Origin of the sequence: Enterobacter cloacae complex sp. (genome assembly GCF_900322725.1) — a bacterium.
Lineage (GTDB): Bacteria > Pseudomonadota > Gammaproteobacteria > Enterobacterales > Enterobacteriaceae > Enterobacter > Enterobacter quasihormaechei.
Map to the genome: position 1 here is coordinate 3,202,428 of NZ_LT991957.1, position 21,110 is coordinate 3,223,537.

Genomic DNA, 21,110 nt, shown 5'->3' on the forward strand with positions numbered 1-21,110 from the left:
TTCGTACTTGCCAGCCTTTTTTTGTATAGCTAATTTAGATTGCTGATTGGGTAAGCCATCAACAACGGGTGTTGTAAGGTCATAGCAGGACTGATATAACTGCTGCGCGGTCGCGCTGTGAAGGATTCAGGTGCGATATAAATTATAAAGAGAGGAAGAGAACAGTGAATAAATCTCAACTGATTGACAAAATTGCTGCGGGTGCTGATATTTCTAAAGCTGCAGCTGGACGTGCTTTAGATGCTTTAATTGTTTCTGTTACTGAATCTCTGCAAGCTGGGGACGACGTTGCACTGGTAGGCTTCGGTACTTTTGCGGTTAAAGAGCGCGCTGCCCGTACTGGCCGCAACCCTCAGACCGGTAAAGAGATCACCATTGCTGCCGCTAAAGTGCCGGGTTTCCGTGCAGGTAAAGCGCTGAAAGACGCAGTAAACTGATTGCTTTCCCGCTTCAGGGAAGCTGAAAAGTACAAGGGCGCATCGTTTGATGTGCCTTTTTTGTTTGTCCAGGCCTGATTTGTGCGAGTTTATGCGAGTTGTGGGCTGACAATTGCCCTGTTTTCTTGTCACAATACGCCTTTACGCGCGACGGTCAGGATTTTCCGTCAGCGTCAGGTAACCAGTCACCTACAGCGGAGTGTTGTTACACCATGATGGACAGCTTACGCACGGCTGCTAACAGTCTCGTGCTCAAGATTATTTTCGGTATCATTATCGTGTCGTTCATATTGACCGGTGTGAGTAGTTACCTCATCGGCGGTGGCGCGAACTACGCCGCAAAAGTGAACGGCCAGGAAATTAGCCGTGGGCAGTTCGAGAACGCTTTTGCTGGTGAACGTAACCGCATGCAGCAGCAGCTGGGCGACCAATACTCTGAACTCGCAGCCAACGAAGGCTATATGAAAAACCTGCGTCAGCAGACGCTGAACCGCCTTATCGACGAAGCGCTGCTGGACCAGTACGCGAAAAGCCTGGGTCTGGGCATCAGCGATGAGCAGGTCAAAAAAGCCATCTTCTCGACGCAGGCTTTCCAGTCTAACGGGAAGTTCGACAACGCGCGCTATAACAGCATTGTTAACCAGATGGGTATGACGGCTGACCAGTACGCGCAGGCGCTGCGTAACCAGCTGACCACGCAACAGCTGATCAACGCTGTGGTGGGTACCGATTTCATGCTGAAAGGCGAAACGGAAGAGCTGGCGGCGCTGGTGGCGCAGCAACGCGCGGTGCGCGAAGCGACGATTGACGTCAACGCGCTGGCGGCGAAACAGCAGGTCAGCGACGCTGAAGTTAATGCTTACTACGAGCAAAACAAGAACAACTTCATCTCTCCTGAACAGTTCCGCGTAAGCTATATCAAGCTGGACGCGGCGGCGATGCAGGAAAACGCGACTGACGCGGAGATCCAGTCTTATTACGATCAGCATCAGGATCAGTTCACCCAGCCGCAGCGTAACCGCTACAGCGTGATCCAGACCAAAACGGAAGCAGAAGCTAAAGCCGTTCTGGACGAGCTGAACAAAGGCGCAGATTTCGCGACCGTGGCGAAAGCAAAATCCACCGACATTATTTCTGCCAAAAACGGCGGGGATATGGGCTGGCTGGAAGACGCAACCACCCCGGATGAGCTGAAAAACGCCGGCCTGAAAGAGAAAGGCCAGCTGTCTGGCGTGATCAAATCCTCCGTTGGTTTCCTGGTGGCGCGCCTTGACGATATCACTGCGGCAAAAACCAAGCCGCTGGCTGAGGTGCGGGACGATATCGCTGCGAAAGTGAAGCAGGAGAAAGCGCTTGACGCCTTCTACGCGCTGCAACAGAAAGTGAGCGATGCCGCAAGCAACGACAACGAATCACTGGCGGGCGCGGAGCAGGCTGCCGGCGTTAAAGCGGTTGAGACGGGCTGGTTCAGCCACGAAAACCTGCCGGAAGAACTGAACTTCAAACCGGTTTCTGATGCCATCTTCAATGGGGGTCTGGTGGGCGAGAACGGTACGCCGGGCAGCAACTCAGACATCATTACCGTCGACGGTGACCGTGCGTTTGTTCTGCGCGTCAGCGAGCACAAAGCCGAGGCGGTGAAACCGCTGGCGGAAGTGAAAGATCAGGTGGTGGCGCTGGTGAAACATAATAAAGCGGCACAGCAGGCAAAACTGGATGCAGAGAAAATTCTGGCCGATCTGAAAGCCGGTAAGAGTGATGCGATGAAGGCGGCTGGCCTGAGCTTTGGCGAAGCCAAAACGCTGAGCCGTACCGGTCAGGATCCTGTCAGCCAGGCGGCGTTTGGTCTGAGCCTGCCGGCGAAGGACAAACCTGTCTTTGGTACCACGACCGATATGCAGGGTAATGTGGTTCTTCTGGCGCTGGATGAAGTGAAAGCCGGCACGCTGCCGGACGCGCAGAAGAAGGCTATGGTTCAGGGTATTACCCAGAACAATGCGCAGATTGCTTTCGAAGCGATGATGAGCAACCTGCGTAAAGAAGCCAAAATCAAGCTGGGTGATGTGGTTACCCAGGAGCAATAATTTCGTACCTGCTCGCAGATTTTCGTAACGCTCTGCAAAAACTAAAGGCCGCTTTCGCGGCCTTTTCCATTTCTGCAATCTGCTGTTTGTGCCTGTTTCCCCGTGCGGCTATCGTGGCCTGGCTGTCAACAAACAAGGAGAAAGCAGCATGAAATCTGGAATCAAAGCACTGTTAATTACCCTGGCGATTGCCACTTCCGGGATGAGTGCGGGAGCGCTGGCTGCAACCCCCGCCGCTAAAGCGCAGGCTGTACAAAACCAGGCGGATGCGACGTCGCAAGGTCATGTTAAAGCCAACGCGACGGCCAGCACCAAAGCGGCCGAGGACGAGGGTTCGCGGGTCAGTATCAATACTGCCTCTGCGGAGGATCTGGCCCGGGCGATGAATGGCGTGGGGCTCAAAAAAGCGCAGGCCATCGTCAGCTATCGCGAAGAGTATGGCCCCTTTAAAACCATTGACGATCTCAAGCAGGTCCCGGGGATGGGCAGCGCGCTGGTTGAGCGCAATCTCGCACACCTGACGTTGTAATCGCGTAATCACTTGCACTGCGGCAAAAATTTGCCAGGATAAAGAGGTCATACCAGTTATGACCTCTGATCCTATAACAACGAAAGGCTATTGCGCTATGCAAACACAAATCAAAGTCCGTGGTTATCATCTCGATGTTTACCAGCACGTCAATAACGCCCGCTACCTGGAGTTTCTTGAAGAGGCGCGCTGGGGCGGCCTGGAAAACAGCGAAAGTTTCCAGTGGCTGACTGCAAACAACATCGCGTTTGTGGTCGCTAACATCAACATTAACTACCGTCGTCCGGCCGTGCTGGGGGATGTGCTTACCGTGACCAGTCAGGTACAGCAGCTGAATGGCAAAAGCGGCGTGCTGAGCCAGGTCGTCACGCTGGAGCCTGAAGGACAGGTGGTGGCAGACGCGCTGATCACCTTTGTCTGCATTGATCTCAAAACCCAGAAAGCGTTGCCGCTTGAAGGAGAATTGCGCGAAAAGCTGGAGCTGATGATCGCGTAGACTTTTGTCTTTTATAAAAGACAAAAAGGATTTTCAGGGATAAAATAATGAACAGGGACTACGTTGTTGAACGCTACCGGACCCGTGACGGGAAGATACCGTTTGAGGATTGGGTAACAAAAATGAGGCGAAAGGATCCGGAGCTGGCGTTTCGGATCCTTCTGCGAATCGACCGCGCGGAGAAGGGGAACTTCGGTGATTACCGTTATCTCAGAGAGGGCGTCTGGGAACTGAAGATTGATTGTGGTCCCGGTTATCGAGTCTATTTTGCAGTACAACATCGGGAAATCTTATTGTTGCTGATCGGCGGTGACAAAAAGAGCCAGAAAGCGGATGTAAAGCTGGCAATAGACTACTGGAAGGATCATCTAAAGGATAAACCCAATGAACAAAAGCGAGCGAAAATTCTCGAGTACCGTCAGCCATGATGAAGCCGTAGTGAAGATGCTGCGCGAAAATCCTTCTTACGCACAGCTGTATCTGCAAATTGCACTGGATGAAATTTACGAAGATCAGGGGATCCCGGCCTATTTGATTGCTCTCAGACGTGTCATCGAAGCGCGTGGCGGTATCGGGGAAATTTCAGCCAAAGCGGGACTCTCACGTCAGCAGCTATATCGAACCCTGTCCGAAGAAGGCAACCCAACGCTGTCTACTCTGATGAAAATTACCCGTGCTGCCGGCGTAAAACTGTTCGACAGCACGGTCAGGTAGCCCTATTTCAGCCCGGTCTTTTTCTGCATTGCGGCCATCACGCCCGCTTTATCCGCAAGATAATGATTCAGCCCGTTTGCGCGCAGGTTACAGGCGGCACACTGGCCGCAGCCGTCTCCTTTAATGCCGTTGTAGCAGGTCAGGGTCTCGTTGCGAACCACATCCAGCTTGCCCCAGTAGTCGGCCAGCGCCCAGGTTTCGGCCTTATCCAGCCACATCAGCGGCGTTTCGAAGCGGGTCTCTTTTGCCATTCCCAGATCCACGGCGTGATTGAGTGCTTTCACGAACTCATCCCGGCAGTCCGGGTAACCGGAGAAGTCGGTCTCACACACGCCGGTAATTACCGCTTCGGCTTTTACCTGGTAGGCATAGATTGCCGTCAGGGTCAGGAACAGAATGTTGCGGCCCGGTACGAAGGTATTCGGAATGCCGCTGGCATCCGGCTCGTAATCAGGGACCGGAATACTGTCACGGGTGAGGCTGCTGACGGCCAGTTCATTTAACAGCGTCACGTCCAGCACTTTATGCGCGCGGGCGCCCAGTTTCAGGGCCAGTTCACGAGCGACATCAATTTCAGCGCGATGACGCTGTCCATAATCAAAAGTGACGCAGTGAACTTCATCATACTGGTGAAGCGCCTGAATCAGGCAGGTTGTGGAATCTTGTCCTCCGCTGAACACGACGACGGCACGTTTCATAGATCATCTCGACAGTTACGGTAAAAGCGTCATGTTAACGCCTGGCTACAGCGGCGACCAGCTTCTTCACGCGTTTGGGGGAGGGAGCCAGGCTTCGGTGAAGTCAAACCAGCCGCGGGTGTTAAGGCGTATCCCGTTGACGCCCGGAGGGGCGCTGATTTGATACTGATAGTTAAAGAGCGGCGTCAGGACGGCAGTTTCCATTAACCGGCTGAATATGGCCTGAAGCCCTGCGTGTCGATCACGATCGTCGGCCTGCATCTGCACTGCATCCAGCGTGGCCTGTAAATGGGCGTATGCCGGTGCGCTCAGCAGATGCGGCCAGAGTGCATCGCAGCGGAGCCACTGCTCAAGCGTGTACGCCGGCGCTTCGCCAATCAGTCTGTCTCCCATCATCATGTCTGCCTCGCCAAGCGGCTGGCACCCGTCCCACGTCTTGGCGTCGTGAAAGATGACGGTCAACTCGCAACCCTGCCGCGCAAGGTATGCCTTTAACTGGCTGGCCATGGTGTGAAGCTCCACCGGCAGGTGGTAGACCAGCGTCAATGCCTCTGGCAGCGCAACATCGGTTAAATCAGGCCACTGGGGGATCGCCCAGCCGGGAAGCAGTTCCCCGGTAGGCGTGATAAGCCCTTCGTTCAGCGGAAGCGTGTGCAGAAGCGTTGAGAGATGAATGATATTAATCAGCCGCTTTGCCTGAAGCTCGCTCAGGCGCGCGCTCTGCTTCAGCGTGAGGTAACAGAAGCCCAGGCTGGTGCTGTTACTCACCAGCCGCAGACTGGCCAGCTCGTCGGCCTGACCAATGGCGATTTGCACCGGGTGGCGGCAGCTGGTACCCAGGCTGTAGTCAAAAAGCTGTGGTGTGATCCAGTACTCTATAGCCTTAAGCAACGGATGGCTGAGGTGATACTGCTCGTGGCTTTCCAGACGCACCAGCTCGGGCTCAAAAACGCTCAGACGGAAGGGGCCGCTGCCAACCCCGGGGAGGCGGGGATGCGCCAGACGGCTACAGTAGGTTGCCAGCCTGTGCGCCAGCCAGTAGTCAGGTTGATGCAGAATAAACGTCAGGCACTGTGGATGCGTGGTTTCGATGCGAAGGACGCTCCGGAAAAGCGTGCCCATGCCGGGTTGCGATAACAGCGCCGTCAGGCTTTGCTGGAGTTGCGACGTCTCAATTTTATCGCCGTTATGCCAGTGCAGGGTGGAGCGAATATAGAAATGCCAGCGCAGACCGTCAGCAGAAACGTCCCAGTGATGCGCCAGATCGCCCGTAGGTTCGCTGCTGTTACCGTTGAAACGCGTCAAGCCAGAGAACACCTGTCCCGCAAGATGCTGCTCCGCCCGGCCAGGTAAAAACCCCGGCTGAAGCGGCTCCAGCGAGCGATAATAGGGGATACGCAGCGTTGGCGTATCGTTCTGCCACTGCCCGCCCAGAAACGGATGCAACAGCGATCGCAAATCTTCAGGCGCGAGCTGGGCCAGCTCCAGGGCGTTATGCTGCTGCCCGCTTTTCAGCGCCTCTTCCATCATCGTATTACGCAACGAATCCGGGGTGACGTGAAAGAGTAACTCCCCTCGCTTTCCTCGTCCGGACCGGGCGTGCCAGCTTAGCCAGCCCGCCTCCTGCGCCTGACGCAGCAGGGTGCGAATGTGGCGCTCGCTGCAAAAGCAGCGGCTGGCAAGTTCACTGATGGTCACCTGCTGCGGCGCGCCGGCGGAGGGTTGCCAAAGACGTTGATACTGGTTAAGACGGTTAAGCTGGCGCATGGAAAACCCGGAACAATAATTATCATCTATTCACTATTACTTCCGTATATCTCACGTAATACTGATGCACAAGTTAACCGCATCACATTTCGGGAGTAATCATGGCTCGGCTCGCTGCATTTGATATGGACGGCACGCTGTTAATGCCGGATCACCGTTTAGGGGAGAAAACCCTCAACGCCCTTAAGCGCCTGCACGAGCGTGAAGTCACCCTGACGTTTGCCACCGGTCGTCATGTCCTTGAAATGCGCCATCTGCTGGGAACATTTTCCCTCGATGCGTTCCTGATCACCGGCAACGGGACGCGCATTCACTCCGTCGACGGCGAGGTGCTGCACCGTCAGGATCTGAACCCGGAAGTGGCCGATATTGTCCTGCACAGCGCCTGGGATACCCAGGCCAGCGTGCACGTTTTTAACGATGAAGGCTGGTTTACCGGGCGCGAGATCCCGGACTTGCTGCACGCGCACGTCTACAGCGGCTTTAAGTATCAGCTTATCGATTTGCGCCGTATTCCGGCGCACAAGGTGACCAAGATCTGCTTCTGCGGCGATCACGACGACCTCTGCCGCCTGCGCATTCAGCTTAACGAGGCGCTGGGCGACCGGGCACATTTGACCTTCTCAGCGGTGGACTGTCTTGAAGTGTTGCCGGTGGGCTGTAACAAAGGTTCTGCGCTGGCGGTGCTGAGCGACCATCTTGGGCTGACGATGCAGGACTGCATGGCCTTTGGCGATGCCATGAACGACCACGAGATGCTGGGCAGCGTTGGCCGTGGGCTGATTATGGGGAACGCGATGCCGCAACTTATCGCCGCGCTCCCTCATTTACCGGTTATCGGACACTGTCGTAACGAAGCGGTGTCCCATTTTTTGACACATTGGCTGGACAAAAATAACCTCCCATATTCCCCCGAATAGCGAGATCCTTCCAGCAAGCCAGGCTTAAGTCTGGCTTTTTTTTATTTCACCAGCTGAGAAATCTGCGCTTGCCACGGTTCAACATCGCCGATATTGGCCTGTACCCATTGCGCGTTGTAATAGGTCTCCAGGTAGCGCTCACCGCTGTCGCACAGCAGCGTGACGACAGAGCCGGTACGGCCTTCTTCACGCATCCTCGCCGCCAGCTGAAGCGTGCCCCACATATTGGTGCCGGTTGAGGCCCCGACCTTACGGCCAAGCTGTGTCTCCAGCCAGTGCGCCGTCGCGACGCTGGCAGCGTCCGGCACGCGAAGCATCTCATCAACGACGTCCGGAATGAACGAGGGTTCAACGCGCGGGCGACCAATCCCTTCGATTTTGCTACCCACGGGGCTACGCAGGCCGGCATCGCGGGATTGCCAGTAATCAAGGAACACCGAGTTCTGCGGATCGACCACCATCAACTGGGTATCGTAGCCCTGACAGCGAATGTAGCGTCCGATGGTGGCGGAGGTTCCGCCCGTACCGGCGCTCATCACAATGTACGACGGAACCGGATGCGGTTCGTGGGTCATCTGGCGGAAAATACTGTCCGCAATGTTGTTATTGCCGCGCCAGTCTGTGGCGCGCTCGGCGAAGGTGAACTGGTCCATATAGTGACCATTCAGCTCGCGGGCCAGCATTTCGGAGGCCGCGTAGATTTCGCAGGCGCTTTCCACAAAGTGGCAGCGTCCGCCGTAAAATTCGATCTGTTCGACTTTGCGTTTCGCCGTGCAGGAAGGCATCACGGCGATAAACGGCAGGCCCAGCAGGCGGGCAAAGTAGGCCTCGGAAACGGCAGTAGAGCCGGATGAGGATTCAATAATCGTGGTGCCTTCTTTAATCCAGCCGTTACATAAACCGTATAAAAAGAGTGAACGCGCCAGGCGATGCTTCAGGCTGCCGGTAGGATGGGTACTTTCATCCTTTAGATAGAGCTGAATACCGGGAAATCCCGGCAGAGGCAGGCGGATTAAGTGGGTGTCTGCCGAGCGCTGATAGTCGGCATTTATTTCGCTGATGGCATGTTTAACCCAGGTGCTATTCATCGTAGTTATCCGTTTGTCATTTTGTGCACAGCATAGCGAAAAGCACAGAAAAAATTGTTGCTATCTGGCCTTTAAAATAGAATGTATGGAGAATAATTTTCTCTGCGAGGTGGGTATGCTAGATAAAATTGACCGCAAGCTGCTTTCTTTGCTGCAAAGCGACTGCACCCTCTCTTTGCAGGCGCTGGCAGATGCCGTTAATCTGACCACCACGCCGTGCTGGAAGCGCCTCAAGAAGCTGGAAGATGATGGCATTCTGCTGGGACGCGTGGCGCTGCTGGATCCCGAAAAACTGGGGCTTGGACTGACCGCCTTCGTCCTGATAAAAACGCAGCATCACAGCAGCGAATGGTACAGCCGCTTCGTCACGCAGGTTTCCGATATGCCCGAGGTGCTCGGCTTCTGGCGCATGGCGGGGGAATACGACTATCTGATGCGCGTTCAGGTGGCGGACATGAAGCGCTACGATGATTTTTACAAGCGGCTGGTCAACAGCGTACCGGGCTTGTCCGATGTCACCTCCAGTTTTGCCATGGAACAGATTAAATACACCACAGCATTACCCATTGAATAACATCATAAAATACCTTCAGGAAAATACCGCGTGCGATTATTTGCCCAATTAAGCTGGTACTTTCGTCGGGAGTGGCAACGCTACCTCGGCGCGGTGGCCCTGCTTATCATCATTGCCATCCTGCAACTGCTCCCGCCCAAAGTGGTGGGATACGTCGTGGATGGCGTTACCGAACAACATTACACCGCCGCACGGGTGATGATGTGGGTCGGCACGCTGGTGCTGACGGCCGTGGTGGTTTACCTGCTGCGCTATGTCTGGCGCGTGCTGCTGTTTGGCGCGTCCTACCAGCTTGCCGTGGAGCTGCGCGAAGATTTTTACCGCCAGCTGAGCCGCCAGCACCCTGAGTTTTATCTGCGTCACCGTACCGGGGATCTCATCGCCCGCGCCACTAACGACGTGGATCGCGTGGTGTTTGCCGCCGGCGAAGGGGTATTAACGCTGGTGGATTCCCTGGTGATGGGCTGTGCGGTACTGATTGTGATGTCTACGCAAATTAGCTGGGAGCTCACTCTGCTGGCGCTGCTGCCGATGCCGCTGATGGCGCTGGCGATTAACCGCTACGGCGAGCAGCTCCATGAACGCTTCAAGCTGGCGCAGGCGGCGTTCTCATCGCTGAACGATCGCACCCAGGAGAGCATGACCAGCATCCGCATGATCAAAGCGTTTGGTCTGGAAGACAGGCAGTCCGCGCTGTTTGCCGCAGACGCCGCCGACACCGGCGCGAAAAACATGCGCGTGGCGCGGATTGACGCCCGTTTCGATCCGACAATTTATATTGCGATTGGCATGGCGAACCTGCTGGCGGTTGGCGGCGGCAGCTGGATGGTGGTGCAGGGCACGATGACCCTCGGTCAGCTAACCAGCTTTGCGATGTACCTCGGGCTGATGATCTGGCCGATGCTGGCGCTGGCCTGGATGTTTAATATCGTTGAGCGCGGGAGCGCCGCCTACAGCCGTATCCGCGCCATGCTGGCGGAAGTGCCGGTGGTGAACGATGGCAGCGAGCCGGTACCGGAAGGTCCGGGTATCCTGAAGGCTGACGTTCGCGCCTTTATCTACCCGCAAACGGAACACCCGGTGCTTGAAAACGTCAGCTTCACGCTGCGGCCTGGTCAGATGCTGGGCATCTGCGGCCCGACGGGGTCCGGAAAAAGTACCCTCCTGGCACTCATTCAGCGCCATTTTGACGTGAGCGAAGGCGATATCCGTTTCCACGATGTCCCCCTGCCGCGCCTGCTGCTGGATGACTGGCGCAGCCGCCTGGCGGTCGTTAGCCAGACGCCGTTTTTGTTTTCAGACACCATTGCCAACAATATCGCGCTCGGGTGCCCGACGGCGACGCAGGACGAGATCGAGCACGTAGCGCGCCTGGCCAGCGTCCACGAGGATATTTTGCGCCTGCCGCAGGGCTACGATACGGAAGTGGGGGAGCGGGGCGTGATGCTCTCCGGTGGACAAAAGCAGCGTATCTCCATCGCCCGCGCGCTGCTGCTGAACGCTGAGATCCTGATTCTGGATGATGCGCTGTCGGCGGTTGATGGGCGTACCGAGCATCAAATTCTGCATAACCTTCGCCAGTGGGGGGAGGGGCGCACGGTCATCATCAGCGCGCACCGTCTGTCGGCGCTTACCGAAGCCAGTGAAATTCTGGTGCTTCAGCACGGACATATTGCCCAGCGTGGTCAGCATGAGCAGCTCGCCGGGCAGACCGGCTGGTATCGGGATATGTACCGCTATCAACAGCTTGAAGCCGCGCTGGATGAGGAGGTCGCCGATGCGTAAGTTTGGACAGATGTGGCCGACGTTAAAACGGCTGCTCGCCTATGGCTCACCGTGGCGCAAACCGCTTTCCATCGCCGTGCTGTTGCTGTGGATCGCCGCGATTGCAGAGGTGACCGGCCCGCTGCTAATCAGCTATTTCATCGATAACATGGTGGCGAAGCGCTATCTGCCGCTGGGGCTGGTGGCGGGGCTGGGCGTGGCGTATGTCGGGCTACAGCTGACGGCGGCGGGGCTACACTATGCGCAGTCGCTGCTGTTTAACCGGGCCGCAGTGGGCGTGGTTCAGCAGCTACGCACGGATGTGATGGATGCCGCGCTGCGCCAGCCGCTGAGCGAGTTTGATACCCAGCCGGTCGGACAGGTTATTTCGCGTGTCACTAACGACACCGAAGTGATCCGCGACCTGTACGTCACCGTTGTCGCAACGGTTCTGCGCAGTGCCGCGCTGATCGGTGCGATGCTGGTGGCGATGTTCAGCCTTGACTGGCGAATGGCGCTGGTGGCGATCGCTATTTTCCCGGCAGTGCTGATTGTGATGGTGATTTACCAGCGCTACAGCACGCCGATTGTTCGTCGCGTGCGCGCTTACCTTGCGGATATCAATGATGGCTTCAACGAAGTGATCAACGGCATGAGCGTTATCCAGCAGTTTCGCCAGCAGGCGCGTTTTGGCGAGCGAATGGGGGAAGCCAGCCGCTCGCACTATATGGCGCGGATGCAGACGTTACGTCTGGACGGTTTCCTGTTACGCCCGCTGCTGAGCCTCTTCTCTGCGCTGGTGCTGTGCGGGCTGTTGATGCTGTTTGGCCTGACGACGCGCGGAACCATTGAGGTGGGGGTGCTGTACGCGTTTATCAGCTACCTCGGACGCCTCAACGAGCCGCTGATTGAACTCACCACGCAGCAGTCGATGCTGCAACAGGCGGTGGTCGCGGGCGAGCGTGTGTTCGAGCTGATGGACAGGCCGCGTCAAACCTATGGCGATGACGACCGCCCGCTGGAAAGTGGATCTATCGCGTTCGATCATGTCTCGTTTGCCTATCGCGACGACCAGCTTGTCTTGCAGGATATCAACCTGGATGTGCCGTCGCGCGGTTTTGTCGCCCTGGTTGGGCATACCGGCAGCGGCAAAAGCACGCTCGCCAGTTTGCTGATGGGCTACTATCCGTTGACGCAGGGGGAGATCCGTCTGGACGGACGGCCTCTTGCCGCGCTTAGCCACAACGCGTTGCGCAAGGGCGTTGCGATGGTGCAGCAGGATCCGGTGGTGCTGGCCGATACCTTTTATGCCAACGTGACGCTGGGACGACCGTTCACACCTGAGCAGGTCTGGGAGGTGCTGGAGACGGTACAGCTGGCGGATCTGGCGCGCGGTTTAAGCGAGGGGATCTATACCCGGCTGGGCGAGCAGGGCAACAACCTCTCCGTCGGGCAAAAGCAACTCCTGGCGCTGGCGCGCGTGCTGATTGAGACGCCGCAGGTGCTGATTCTGGATGAAGCGACCGCCAGCATCGACTCCGGTACCGAACAGGCGATCCAGCAGGCGCTGGCTGCCGTGCGGGATCGCACCACGCTTGTGGTGATCGCCCACCGCCTCTCAACCATCGTCGATGCCGATACCATTCTGGTGCTGCACCGTGGTCAGGCCGTTGAACGGGGAACGCACAGGGAGCTGCTTGAGGCAAAAGGGCGCTACTGGCAGATGTATCAGTTGCAGCTGGCAGGCGACGAGCTGGCCGCCAGCGTGCGCGAGGATGAGTCACTCAGCGCCTGATGCACCATTCCAAGGCAATGTGCTAACAGACATACCTGTTGGTGCAAAACGGAAACGCACCCTGCACCGTCATGGTGCGTTTTTTTTCACCCGTTCTCTGAGCATGCGCGCCGCGCCGCTTTCCTTCTCACATTTCACTTCTGGCACACCCTTTGCAATGTCCCTTTCGTGTTAGCTGCGGCCATTACCGAATTCTGACTGGAGGGGATTTATGAAGCTGGTTACGGTGGTAATCAAACCATTCAAACTCGAAGACGTGCGCGAAGCGCTGTCTTCCATGGGTATTCAGGGGCTGACCGTCACCGAAGTGAAAGGCTTTGGGCGTCAGAAAGGTCATGCCGAGCTTTATCGTGGGGCGGAATACAGCGTTAACTTCCTGCCAAAAGTGAAGATTGACGTGGCGATTGCCGACGATCAGCTTGATGAGGTGATTGATGTGGTCAGCAAAGCGGCCTACACCGGCAAAATTGGCGACGGCAAAATTTTCGTTGCTGAACTACAGCGCGTCATTCGCATCCGTACCGGCGAATCTGACGAAGCGGCGTTGTAAGTAACTCCTGGCACACAGTGAAAGGGATCGAGAAAATGAAGAGAACAACAATGAAAACAGCTCTGGGGTCGCTGGCGCTGCTGCCGGGCCTGGCAATGGCTGCACCTGCCGTGGCAGACAAAGCCGATAACGCGTTTATGATGATTTGCACCGCGCTGGTGCTGTTCATGACGATTCCGGGCATCGCGCTGTTTTACGGCGGCCTGATCCGCGGCAAGAACGTGCTCTCCATGCTGACGCAGGTTGCCGTCACGTTCGCGCTGGTGTGCGTGCTGTGGGTGGTTTACGGTTACTCGCTGGCCTTTGGCGAGGGTAACGCCTTCTTCGGCAACGTTAACTGGGCGATGCTGAAAAATATCGAGCTGACCGCGGTGATGGGCAGCTTCTATCAGTATATTCACGTCGCGTTCCAGGGCTCGTTCGCCTGCATCACCGTGGGGCTGATTGTGGGCGCGCTGGCCGAGCGTATCCGCTTCTCTGCGGTACTGATTTTTGTGGTGGTCTGGCTGACGCTCTCCTATATCCCGATTGCACATATGGTCTGGGGCGGCGGTCTGCTGGCTTCCCATGGCGCGCTGGACTTTGCGGGCGGTACCGTTGTGCACATCAACGCCGCGGTAGCAGGCCTGGTCGGCGCATACCTGATTGGCAAACGCGTGGGCTTCGGGAAAGAAGCGTTCAAACCGCACAACCTGCCGATGGTCTTTACCGGCACAGCCATCCTCTACTTTGGCTGGTTCGGCTTCAACGCCGGTTCAGCCAGTGCCGCTAACGAAATCGCCGCGCTGGCCTTCGTGAATACCGTAGTGGCAACCGCCGGCGCTATCCTCTCTTGGGTATTTGGCGAGTGGGCCGTTCGCGGCAAGCCATCGCTGCTGGGTGCCTGTTCCGGGGCGATTGCCGGCCTGGTGGGCATCACGCCAGCGTGCGGTTACGTGGGCGTGGGCGGCGCGCTGTTGATCGGCATCGTCGCCGGTCTGGCGGGGCTGTGGGGCGTTACCGCGCTGAAACGTATTCTGCGCGTTGACGATCCGTGCGACGTGTTCGGCGTGCACGGCGTGTGCGGCATCATCGGCTGCGTAATGACGGGCATCTTCGCGGCGCAGTCTCTCGGCGGCGTGGGTTACGCGGAAGGCGTGACCATGATGCATCAGGTGCTGGTCCAGCTGGAAAGCATTGCCATTACCGTTGTCTGGTCGGGCGTGGTGGCCTTTATCGGCTACAAGCTGGCCGATATGACCGTCGGGCTGCGCGTGCCGGAAGAGCAGGAGCGCGAAGGTCTGGACGTCAACAGCCACGGCGAGAATGCTTATAACGCATGATTTGCGTGCTTTGCCGGGTGGCGGCTTCGTCTACCCGGCCTGCAAAAACAGGATCCTCAGGCCCGGTAAGCGTAGCGTTACCGGGCTTTTTTACATCATCCTCTGTTACGCATGACCCCTTCCTGGACCGTCGAGGCCACCAGCACGCCATCCTGGGTATAAAACTCCCCGCGTACAAAGCCGCGCGCGCTGGACGCAGAGGTACTCTCCACGCTGTAAAGCAGCCATTGATTCATATCGAACGGACGGTGGAACCACATAGAGTGGTCAATCGTGGCAACCTGCATCCCTTTTTCCAGGAATCCCACGCCGTGCGGCTGTAGCGCAACCGGCAGGAAGTTGAAATCCGACGCATATCCGAGCAGATACTGGTGCACGCGCAAATCTGCCGGAACGCTGCCGTTGGCGCGGATCCACACCTGACGGGTGGGCTCGGAAGCGTGACCCTTCATGGGGTTATGAAATTCTACCGGGCGGATCTCCAGTGGCTTATCGCACAGAAACTTCTCTTTTACCTGCGGCGGCAACAGATGCGCGAGCGCGCGCGCGATGTCGGTTTCCGATTTCAGATCGTCCGGCGACGGGGCAGGGGGCATCGTTTTTTGATGCTCATACCCCGGCTCTGGCGCCTGGAACGAGGCGGTCATGTAAAAGATGGGTTTTCCATGCTGGATGGCCGCCACGCGGCGGGCGCTGAAGCTTTGGCCGTCACGCAGAACTTCCACGTCGTACACAATCGGTTTAGCGCTGTCGCCAGGGCGTAAAAAGTAGCTGTGGAACGAGTGCACCAGACGGTCTGCCGGGACGGTCTCCTTTGCGGCATACAGCGCTTGCCCCACGACCTGGCCGCCAAAAACCTGGCGTAAGCCTAAATCTTCGCTCTGTCCGCGAAATAGCCCTTCTTCTATTTTTTCCAGGTTTAGCAATGTCAGCAGATTGTTCAGTGCCTGACTCATAGTGGTCCTCAATAAACGCCGTGGCGAAAGATACGCAGAGTATAACGCAGAAACGAGAGTGGTCCGATGGGTGGAATTATCTTAATACCAGGCCAAAATTAGGCATTAATCCGTGATTTGTGCCACACTTGTTTACGTTATGTGAATAAAACGACATCGGATGGGATCGATCCCGCCGGTGCATTGATGATAAGGAGACTTCAATGAAACTCGTGCCTATGTTAAGCGGTGTTGCAATGGCGGTAGCGCTGTCCGCCTGTGCGGATAAGAGTGCCGATGTCCCGGTGCCAACGGCAACCCCAAACGGGATTAACACCCTTTCACAGCAAGCCATTCGACAGCCTAACGTATCCGGTACTATCTGGATCAAGCAGAAAGTTGCTCTGCCGCCGGACGCGGTACTCACGGTTACGCTGTCCGATGCCTCTCTGGCGGATGCACCGTCGAAAGTGCTGGCCCAGCGCGCGGTTCGTACAGAAGGTAAACAGGCGCCGTTCAGCTTCGTGCTGCCGTATAACCCGTCTGACGTGCAGCCTAACGCGCGTATCCTCCTGAGCGCGGCGGTAACGATCAACGATAAGCTGGTCTTTATCACCGATACCGTGCAGGAAGCGGTTAATAAAGGCGGCACCAAAATCGACCTGACCCTGGTTCCTGTCCAGCAAACGGCAGTGCCCGTTGCGCCTCAGACCAACCAGCCGGCTCTGCCAACAGCGCCGACTCAGCTGTAATTTTCTTTCGCCCTCTTCAGGCCTCCTGAAGAGGGCGTCAGTACTCCCACCGATACTTCTGCATATCAATCTGTCCTGACCCGGACACCTGAACCCCTTCTGAGAGTAATGCCTGACGCTGGCGCTGCAAGTCTGGTCCGGTGAGAGAGATCGCGCCATGGCGGTTGACGACCCGATGCCACGGTAACGTGCTCCCCTCCGGTAGTCTTCTTAGCACACCGCCAACCTGACGCGCCGCGCGTGGAGAACCTGCGAGTCGGGCAACTTCACCATAGGTAGTGACATAACCTTCCGGAATTGAGGCCACAATTTGCCACACTCGTTGTGGGAAAGTGTCATGTTCGTCCATTGTTTCTCCTGCGGAAAATCAGCGAAGGGGTAGGGTAAACGAAGATAAAGCAGATTGCAGGGGCAGTTTGCGCAATAATCCAGCATCCGGTTGCCAGCGGCTTGCAATTGTAGTGCTCCACAGGGATAATGCGCCAGCGCGTTGGTTATCAACGCTCTCAATGGGGGCTCTGTTGGTTCTCCCGCAACGCTACTCTGTTCACCAGGTCAGGTCCGGAAGGAAGCAGCCAGGGCAGACGACGTGGGTGCCGGGATGTAGCTGGCAGGGCCCCCACCCATTTGTGTTCCTCACCAATCCTCCCGCTTATTAAACCCTGAAAACAGTACGCCTTTATGCTGTGTCGTAATATGTTTTTCATTTAACTGAAATAATATTGTCATAAACCTGTAATAATAGACTGTCATTTTATTATCGGGCGTCTTTTTGTTGTCATAAGCAAAAAAATATATATCTGGATAACATACATATCTTCGTGTATTAAATTAAACACGTGTTCCGAAAGGATGTGACAATCATGGTTACTGCGGTTTTAAACGTTAAAATTGATGAAGCGCTAAAAGAAAGACTTCGCCACTATGCGGAAGATAATAATGAGAATTTAAGCGTGACCACAGAGAAACTGCTGCTGCTGGCATTTGAAGCGGTAGAAGAGGCGGGAGTATCGGAAGAGGATATTGATAATCAGCATACGGAAGAAGAGAGCGTAACTCCATTTACTCCTAAAGAAATCAAAGCACTACGTAAACTTCTGAAGAAGAGAAAATGAAACAACAACTATCGACGGCCAGCGACTACAACGAGGCCTGTAATCTGTTACGTTCCGGCTACGTGAAACATGTTCGTCTTGGCTGGAATGTAGGAAGTGACGAGTTCTTTCGAATTGCATCTGACTGGTGTGATACCGGTGCAAAAATAAAGAAAGAAGGGGATAATTTCATTATTTCACTGAAAGGCTTCCCGATTCCTCCTCAACATTAAGTTGTTCTTCATGAAAACTGCTGACTGCATGCGTTACAGTCAGCAGTTTTTATTGTTTCTGGTGAAAAATTTATACCAGGCTCCGTTTTACTGGCGGTGTACTTCTGTTTAAGGCAAGCCACAACGGTTTAATCCGCAATAATGCCTCTTCAAGCTCTGGCGGATTGAGGGAGAAGGGCATGCGCAGGTAGCGGTCAAACGCACCTGAAAGCCCAAAGCGCGTGCCGGTGCCCATAATGATGCCCGTCGTCTCGGCGCGTGCCGCCAGCTGCGTCGCCAGCATGCCGGGTAACTCTATCCAGTATGAAAGTCCTCCCTCCGCTTCCTGGAACCGCCATTCGGGAAAATGTTCCCGCAGCATCTGGCCGCAGCGGTCGCGCCGTTCTGCCAGCATTTTCCGGCGAGCGGGCAGAAAAGTTTCACTGTTTTCGATAAGCCACAGCGTGGCCAGCTGTTCCAGCACCGGTGAGCCCAGATCCAGCGTGTCGCGCGTCTGCGCGAGCGTGGCGATAGTGCGTGACGAGGCGCGGATCCAGCCGAGACGAAGCCCACCCCAGAAGCTTTTTCCAGCGGAACCCAGCGTTATTACGGCGGCCTCCGGGTTAAAGGCGGCCAGCGGCGGCGGTGGGGGAGCATCGAACCAGAGATCGACCATGGTTTCATCCACGACCAGCGTGGTGCGGGTTTGCGCGGCAATGTGGGTTATGGTCTGGCGCGTTGCGGCATCCATACAGCGCCCCGTCGGATTATGAAAATCCGGCATCAGATAGGCCAGACGCGGGGCGGTCTGGGCAAGCGTTGCGGCAAAACCATCGGTATCCCAGCCCGTTTCAGGCAGCGAGACGCCCATGGGCCGGCAGAGCGCCCCCTGAATGGCGGCGATCGCCAGCGGGTAGGTAGGATGATCCACCACCACGCGATCCCCGGGACCGGTCATCATTCTTAAGATCAGGGCGAAGCCGCTGACGGCGCCGTTCACCACCATCACTTCGTCTGCCCGGGTCGGCAAACCCCGTGCGGTGTAGCGGGCGGCAATGGCTTCACGCAGCGCCGGGAGCCCGAGCTGATCGTACCCGGTTAGCGCCAGGTTCGGCGTGAGGGCCGTCAGCGCGTGGGCGTAGGCCTGGTGGATCTCGGGCCCCGCGTTGAGCGCGGCGGTAGAGAGATCAAGCGCCGCGCTGGCAGTGGAAAGGGTGGGCACCGCGCGGCTGTCGGGCAGGATCGCGCGCGAACCGCTGCCCTGACGGCTCTCCAGATACCCCTCTTCCCGCAGATGTGCCAGCGCGCTGCTGATGGTGGTGCGGCTGACGTCCAGTGCGGCGGCCAGCTCCCGCTCACCGGGCAGGCGAGTGTTTAGCGCCAGCCTGCCATCCAGAATCAACAGGCGTAGCGCGTCAGCCAGCTGGCGCCACAGCGGGGTGCGGGAAGAGGCTTGCTGCCAGTGCCCTAACAGGCGAACCAGAGACTGGCTACCAAAACGACGTGATGACATGAGCAGTCCACTATTTGAAAACTGGACATTAATCATAGTGCCATTTTCACCGAAGATGGAACCGGGTTCTTCGGAGAAGAGAAAATGGTACGTCGTCTGGTACAACTTTATGTCGGTTTAGGCCTGTACGGGCTTTCAACCGCGATGTTTATTCGTTCGGATCTGGGGGTAGACCCCTGGAATGTCTTCCACCTTGGCGTCGCCATCCAGACCGGGATGAGTATCGGCACGGTGATTATTTTAACCGGAGCAGCGGTGCTGCTGCTGTGGATCCCGCTGCGCCAGCTTCCGGGGCTGGGTACGGTCAGTAACGTGATTTGTATCGGCCTGGCGGCTGATGCGTCATTGGCTCTGATCCCGGAACTCACTTCGCTGCCCGTGCGCATTATCCTGCTGGTTTCAGGCATTGTGGTTAACGCCCTTGCCACCGGGATGTATATCGGGGCGGGTTTTGGTGCTGGCCCGCGTGACGGCCTGATGACCGGTATACATGCCCGGCTGGGCTGGTCGATTCGCAGCGTGCGTACCGCGATCGAGGTGAGCGTGTTAATCATCGGCTACCTCCTCGGGGGAGCGTTTGGCGTTGGAACCGTGCTGTATGCGTTAACCATCGGCCCGCTGATCCAGCTCTGTTTGCCGTGGTTTCGCCATAGGCCGCGCGTTCAGGAAGCACCGCAGCCGGAGCGGATTGTCTAATTTTGCGAAGCGCTCACAGGCTATAATGGCGTAACTGTGTCAGAATAGTGGTTACACTTTTTGCGACGCCAGAATGTATGAAAGCGATCACTCTCTATGACGTTGCCCGCGAGGCGGGCGTTTCTTATCAGACCGTTTCCCGGGTGATTAACGACGCGGAACACGTTTCTGCCCGCACGCGGGAAAAGGTCCGCCAGGCCATGGCGGCGCTACACTATGTGCCTAACCGTGGCGCGCAGCAGCTGGCCGGGAAACGCACCCGCACGCTCGGGTTGATAACGACCGATCTGGCGCTGCATGCGCCGTCGCAAATCGTCTCAGCCGTAAAATCCCGGGCAGTGGAGCAGGGGGCAAGCGTGCTCATCTCTATGGTGGAACAGCCCGCGCAGTGTCAGGCTGCTTTGCAGGCGTTACTGGCGCAGCGCGTGGAGGCGCTGCTGGTGAACGTTCCGCTGGAAGATGCACAGGCAGAAATGCTTCAGGAAATGGCTTCGCCGATCCCGGTTCTTTTTCTCGATGTTTCCCCCTCAGCCAGGGTGAACAGCCTCGTGTTCAATGCCGAACAGGGCGCTGGCCTGGGGGCGGAGCATCTGCTTTCGCTGGGGCATCGGCGAATTGCGCTGCTCGCCGGTCCGGAAAGTTCCGTCTCTGCCCGGGCGCGTCTGGCGGGATGGAAAACCGCGCTCGCTCAGGCCTCCGTGGAGGCGTTTGCAGTGGCGCAGGGCGACTGGAGCGCGGCCTCCGGCTACGAGAAAGGGCATCAGCTTTTATCGGGCCCGGCGCTGCCCGACGCGATCCTCGTTGCGAACGATCAGATGGCGCTCGGCGTTATACGCGCCTGTGCGGAAAAAGGGATTGCGGTACCGGGTCAGATCTCGGTGGTCGGATTTGATGATACGGCCGACAGCGCATGGTTTTCCCCCCCGCTGACCACCATTCGGCAGGCGTTCCGCGAGGCCGGTGAGCGCAGCGTGGAGTGGCTCCTGGCGCCCACTCCCCACGACGAACGCTGGCAAAAACAGCTTCCCGTTACGCTGATCGTTCGTCACTCCACCGCGCCGCACGCGACGCAGCAGGCCGATCGTGAAGATCTGGCGCAGCAGCTAAGAACGCTGGCGCTGCTGGCGGAGAAACTGGCGCGCAGCTAGCGCTTTTGTGATCGGGCTCGCC

The 21,110-nt window shown here is 57.0% G+C and carries 22 protein-coding genes, 1 other RNA gene and 2 pseudogenes; 18 read left to right on the top strand and 7 right to left on the bottom strand.

The annotated features are described in order from the left end of the window. Window positions 1-164: 164 nt before the first annotated feature. Window positions 165-437 carry a nucleoid-associated protein HU-beta gene (gene hupB, locus DBR02_RS15815; protein ID WP_107534800.1) on the top strand — a complete coding sequence of 91 codons (273 nt, stop codon included), beginning with the start codon at window positions 165-167 and terminating at the stop codon, window positions 435-437. 215 nt (window positions 438-652) lie between these two features. Further along, window positions 653-2,452, top strand: a pseudogene (gene ppiD / locus DBR02_RS15820) (peptidylprolyl isomerase); the annotation flags it as partial. Here ppiD and DBR02_RS27170 read toward each other — a convergent pair. After that, window positions 2,408-2,599 (bottom strand): annotated as a pseudogene (locus DBR02_RS27170) (hypothetical protein); the annotation flags it as partial. The pseudogenes ppiD and DBR02_RS27170 sit on opposite strands and share 45 nt — an antisense overlap. Before the next feature lie 70 nt (window positions 2,600-2,669). Between DBR02_RS27170 and DBR02_RS15825 the strand changes: the two are divergent. The 4 genes from DBR02_RS15825 to DBR02_RS15840 all read left to right on the top strand — a co-directional run bounded on the left by DBR02_RS15825 (window position 2,670) and on the right by DBR02_RS15840 (window position 4,260). Beyond that, complete coding sequence (locus tag DBR02_RS15825; RefSeq protein ID WP_107534802.1) at window positions 2,670-3,050, top strand: helix-hairpin-helix domain-containing protein; 381 nt, start codon at window positions 2,670-2,672, stop codon at window positions 3,048-3,050. Between the two features lie 97 nt (window positions 3,051-3,147). Further along, complete coding sequence (locus tag DBR02_RS15830; RefSeq protein ID WP_107534803.1) at window positions 3,148-3,546, top strand: YbgC/FadM family acyl-CoA thioesterase; 399 nt, start codon at window positions 3,148-3,150, stop codon at window positions 3,544-3,546. A gap of 47 nt (window positions 3,547-3,593) precedes the next feature. After that, complete coding sequence (locus tag DBR02_RS15835) at window positions 3,594-3,974, top strand: type II toxin-antitoxin system RelE/ParE family toxin (protein ID WP_107534804.1); 381 nt, start codon at window positions 3,594-3,596, stop codon at window positions 3,972-3,974. Next, complete coding sequence (locus DBR02_RS15840; protein WP_107534805.1) at window positions 3,931-4,260, top strand: helix-turn-helix domain-containing transcriptional regulator; 330 nt, start codon at window positions 3,931-3,933, stop codon at window positions 4,258-4,260. The genes DBR02_RS15835 and DBR02_RS15840 overlap by 44 nt, the downstream gene beginning before the upstream one ends. Window positions 4,261-4,262: 2 nt before the next feature. Here DBR02_RS15840 and queC read toward each other — a convergent pair whose 3' ends face one another. Together queC and DBR02_RS15850 are read right to left on the bottom strand one after the other, a co-directional pair. Next, entirely contained in the window at window positions 4,263-4,958 is a 696-nt protein-coding gene (queC, locus tag DBR02_RS15845) for a 7-cyano-7-deazaguanine synthase QueC (protein WP_045142053.1), read from the bottom strand. Between the two features lie 66 nt (window positions 4,959-5,024). Next, window positions 5,025-6,725 (bottom strand): SgrR family transcriptional regulator, encoded by a 1,701-nt coding sequence (locus DBR02_RS15850; RefSeq protein WP_107534806.1) that lies wholly within the window; start codon window positions 6,723-6,725, stop codon window positions 5,025-5,027. 101 nt (window positions 6,726-6,826) lie between these two features. On the opposite strand from DBR02_RS15850, the gene cof reads away from it, so the two are divergent. Beyond that, a complete protein-coding gene (gene cof / locus DBR02_RS15855; protein ID WP_063451685.1) occupies window positions 6,827-7,645 on the top strand; it encodes an HMP-PP phosphatase in 819 nt (272 codons plus the stop codon). A gap of 41 nt (window positions 7,646-7,686) precedes the next feature. On the opposite strand, the gene DBR02_RS15860 is transcribed toward cof, so the two are convergent. Then, window positions 7,687-8,733: a PLP-dependent cysteine synthase family protein gene (locus DBR02_RS15860; protein ID WP_107534807.1), complete on the bottom strand. Its 1,047-nt coding sequence runs from the start codon at window positions 8,731-8,733 to the stop codon at window positions 7,687-7,689. Between the two features lie 115 nt (window positions 8,734-8,848). On the opposite strand from DBR02_RS15860, the gene DBR02_RS15865 reads away from it, so the two are divergent. The 5 genes from DBR02_RS15865 to amtB all read left to right on the top strand — a co-directional run bounded on the left by DBR02_RS15865 (window position 8,849) and on the right by amtB (window position 14,738). Beyond that, a complete protein-coding gene (locus tag DBR02_RS15865; RefSeq protein ID WP_022647254.1) occupies window positions 8,849-9,307 on the top strand; it encodes an Lrp/AsnC family transcriptional regulator in 459 nt (152 codons plus the stop codon). Window positions 9,308-9,337: 30 nt separating this feature from the next. Beyond that, the gene (locus DBR02_RS15870; protein WP_107534808.1) at window positions 9,338-11,092 is read left to right on the top strand and encodes a SmdA family multidrug ABC transporter permease/ATP-binding protein; all 1,755 of its coding nucleotides are present in this window, start codon (window positions 9,338-9,340) and stop codon (window positions 11,090-11,092) included. Beyond that, window positions 11,085-12,866 carry a SmdB family multidrug efflux ABC transporter permease/ATP-binding protein gene (locus tag DBR02_RS15875; protein ID WP_063869044.1) on the top strand — a complete coding sequence of 594 codons (1,782 nt, stop codon included), beginning with the start codon at window positions 11,085-11,087 and terminating at the stop codon, window positions 12,864-12,866. The genes DBR02_RS15870 and DBR02_RS15875 overlap by 8 nt, the downstream gene beginning before the upstream one ends. Before the next feature lie 211 nt (window positions 12,867-13,077). Beyond that, window positions 13,078-13,416: a P-II family nitrogen regulator gene (gene glnK / locus DBR02_RS15880; protein WP_006809867.1), complete on the top strand. Its 339-nt coding sequence runs from the start codon at window positions 13,078-13,080 to the stop codon at window positions 13,414-13,416. A gap of 35 nt (window positions 13,417-13,451) precedes the next feature. Beyond that, entirely contained in the window at window positions 13,452-14,738 is a 1,287-nt protein-coding gene (gene amtB, locus DBR02_RS15885; RefSeq protein ID WP_063869042.1) for an ammonium transporter AmtB, read from the top strand. A 95-nt stretch (window positions 14,739-14,833) separates the two neighbouring features. On the opposite strand, the gene tesB is transcribed toward amtB, so the two are convergent. Then, window positions 14,834-15,694 (bottom strand): acyl-CoA thioesterase II, encoded by an 861-nt coding sequence (tesB, locus tag DBR02_RS15890; RefSeq protein WP_063451680.1) that lies wholly within the window; start codon window positions 15,692-15,694, stop codon window positions 14,834-14,836. A 203-nt stretch (window positions 15,695-15,897) separates the two neighbouring features. Between tesB and DBR02_RS15895 the strand changes: the two genes are divergently transcribed. After that, on the top strand, window positions 15,898-16,425 hold the full coding sequence (locus DBR02_RS15895; protein ID WP_107534809.1) for a YbaY family lipoprotein: 528 nt from the start codon (window positions 15,898-15,900) through the stop codon (window positions 16,423-16,425). 37 nt (window positions 16,426-16,462) lie between these two features. Here DBR02_RS15895 and DBR02_RS15900 read toward each other — a convergent pair whose 3' ends face one another. Continuing rightward, window positions 16,463-16,774, bottom strand: a complete 312-nt coding sequence (locus tag DBR02_RS15900) for an MGMT family protein (protein ID WP_063869039.1) — start codon at window positions 16,772-16,774, stop codon at window positions 16,463-16,465. A 170-nt stretch (window positions 16,775-16,944) separates the two neighbouring features. Between DBR02_RS15900 and ffs the strand changes: the two genes are divergently transcribed. From ffs to DBR02_RS15915, 3 genes are all read left to right on the top strand, one after another. Further along, an RNA gene (ffs, locus tag DBR02_RS15905) (signal recognition particle sRNA small type) lies at window positions 16,945-17,041 on the top strand. A 247-nt stretch (window positions 17,042-17,288) separates the two neighbouring features. After that, window positions 17,289-17,540 carry a hypothetical protein gene (locus DBR02_RS15910; RefSeq protein ID WP_063451676.1) on the top strand — a complete coding sequence of 84 codons (252 nt, stop codon included), beginning with the start codon at window positions 17,289-17,291 and terminating at the stop codon, window positions 17,538-17,540. After that, entirely contained in the window at window positions 17,537-17,752 is a 216-nt protein-coding gene (locus DBR02_RS15915; RefSeq protein WP_015571263.1) for a hypothetical protein, read from the top strand. The genes DBR02_RS15910 and DBR02_RS15915 overlap by 4 nt, the downstream gene beginning before the upstream one ends. Before the next feature lie 70 nt (window positions 17,753-17,822). On the opposite strand, the gene yczR is transcribed toward DBR02_RS15915, so the two are convergent. Next, window positions 17,823-19,244, bottom strand: coding sequence for a MocR-like transcription factor YczR (gene yczR / locus DBR02_RS15920; protein ID WP_107534810.1), 1,422 nt, complete (start codon window positions 19,242-19,244; stop codon window positions 17,823-17,825). Window positions 19,245-19,328: 84 nt separating this feature from the next. On the opposite strand from yczR, the gene yczE reads away from it, so the two are divergent. Continuing rightward, window positions 19,329-19,940, top strand: a complete 612-nt coding sequence (gene yczE, locus DBR02_RS15925) for a membrane protein YczE (protein ID WP_107534811.1) — start codon at window positions 19,329-19,331, stop codon at window positions 19,938-19,940. 77 nt (window positions 19,941-20,017) lie between these two features. Beyond that, window positions 20,018-21,088: a LacI family DNA-binding transcriptional regulator gene (locus DBR02_RS15930; protein WP_107534812.1), complete on the top strand. Its 1,071-nt coding sequence runs from the start codon at window positions 20,018-20,020 to the stop codon at window positions 21,086-21,088. Window positions 21,089-21,110: the final 22 nt, after the last annotated feature.